The 1,712-nt window shown below is 61.6% G+C and carries 1 protein-coding gene and 1 pseudogene; both read right to left on the bottom strand.

The window, feature by feature from the left end; genetic code table 11:
* Nucleotides 1-81: 81 nt before the first annotated feature.
* A complete protein-coding gene (locus tag PMI38_RS13615) occupies nt 82-888 on the bottom strand; it encodes a CpsD/CapB family tyrosine-protein kinase (RefSeq protein WP_008094883.1) in 807 nt (268 codons plus the stop codon).
* Between the two features lie 11 nt (nt 889-899).
* Nucleotides 900-1,712, bottom strand: a pseudogene (locus tag PMI38_RS13610) (lipopolysaccharide biosynthesis protein); the annotation flags it as partial.

The following is a 1,712-nucleotide window of genomic DNA, read 5'->3' as shown; positions in this document are numbered from 1 at the left end:
TTGCAACAAATGTAGGAGCGAGCTTGCTCGCGATGCGCCGCGCGGGCGGCGCTCGATCTCAAGAGCACAGACGAGGTTGAATCAGTAATAAGTCCGCAGCGGCTCATCCGCCTTGTTCAACACCGCCCCAACCAGGTTCGCGTTCGCCAGGTGATACAGGCAATCTTCGATATCCTTCTTGCTGTTCATGCCATTGGCCACCACCAGCAACACGCAATCGAACTTCGGCAGCACGGTGATCGCATCATCGGAGCTCAGCAGCGGCGGCAGGTCGAAAATGCAGATGCGCGAATCGTAACGGTCGCGCAGCTCGCTGATCAGGCTGTCCACCTTGGGCGAAGACAGCATCTCGGTCGACATCGGGATCGGCTCGCGGGTCGGCAGCACCACGAAGCGTGGCAGCGTCGGGTTGACCAGCACCTCTTCGAGCCAGGCCTTGCCGCTGAGCACCTCGTTGAGCGCCTTGTCCATAGGCAGGCCCAGGCTGCTGCCCACCCGCGGGCGGCGCAGGTCGAAGTCCACCAGCAAGGCGGTCTTGGTGGTGTGGTGGGCAATGCTCATGGCCAGGTTCACCGCCAGCACGGTCTTGCCGGCCTCGGGCGTCGGCGAGGTGATGGCCAGGGTGCGCCAACCGTTCTCGTCCATGGCCTTGAGCACTTGCGTGCGCAACAGGTCGATGGCCCCGCTCATGTTCGAATTCTTGTTGTACGACACGATCCGATTGCGCTCCAGGTGCTCCGCACGCAGCGGTACCACTTTGGTCTGCACGTAGTCGAACTGGCCCAGGGGTTCGGGCTTGTCCGCCAGCAGCGGCGCTTTCGGCGTTTCTATGGGTGTAGGGGAAATCTGGTGAAGGTTCTTTCCAATAGCCGGCGTAATTCTGTCCATTGCTGAGTTCCCTATTCAAACCGCGCCATAGCTTTAAACAGCAGGACGTCCAACGGCATGTAGAACACATGGACGACCACCAGAAGCATAGCCACCAGAACCAAGCCGGCGACGATCATCAGCATCAGCCATTTTCGCCGCTTGGCCTTGTCGGCCTGGGTAGCGATGTACGGCACAGCCACCAGCACCCGCTTGCCCAGCACGCTTTCCAGTGCACCGACGCCGCGCACCCGCTGGTTGAGCATCTCCAGCAACATCACCAGCCCACCGCCCACCGCCGGTGCCAGCACCAGGCCCAGGGCAACGATTTTCTTGCGGTTGGGTTTGATCGGTTTTTCCGGCATCAACGGCGGCTCCAGCAGCACGAAACGCTCGGCCTTGTTTTCCTGCTCCAGGCTTTCGGTGATCTTCGCACCCATTTCCTTGTTGCGAATTTCTTCATACTTCTTGCGTGCGTTGTCGTGGTCGCGCATCAGGGTAATCAGACCGCGCTCCACTTGCGGCGCCTCGAGAATGTCTGCCTCGTAGCCTTCCATCTTGGTGATCAGCTGGCGCTTCTGTTCAGCCAACGAGGCGATGCGCGATTGCGCCGCTGCCATCTTGGTCCGCACCCGGGCCGCATCGAGGTTCATCGACGCTGCGGCAGCGATGCCCTTTTCACCCGAGGCTTTGAGCAGGTCGATCTTGCGCTTGACCGCCTGCACGTCCGGGTGCGCTTCCTTGTACTTGGTCAGCAGCCGGGCGTACTCGGCCTTGAGGCTGGGCAGGTCCTGCGCCTGGTCGACCGCTGCCGACCTGCCATTGGCTGGCGGGGGGCTCGCCCC

It is taken from the genome of Pseudomonas sp. GM84 (genome assembly GCF_000282535.1).
Taxonomy (GTDB): Bacteria; Pseudomonadota; Gammaproteobacteria; order Pseudomonadales; family Pseudomonadaceae; genus Aquipseudomonas.
Note: the sequence above shows the minus strand (reverse complement) of the source record. Positions and strands in the feature narration are given on the sequence as shown.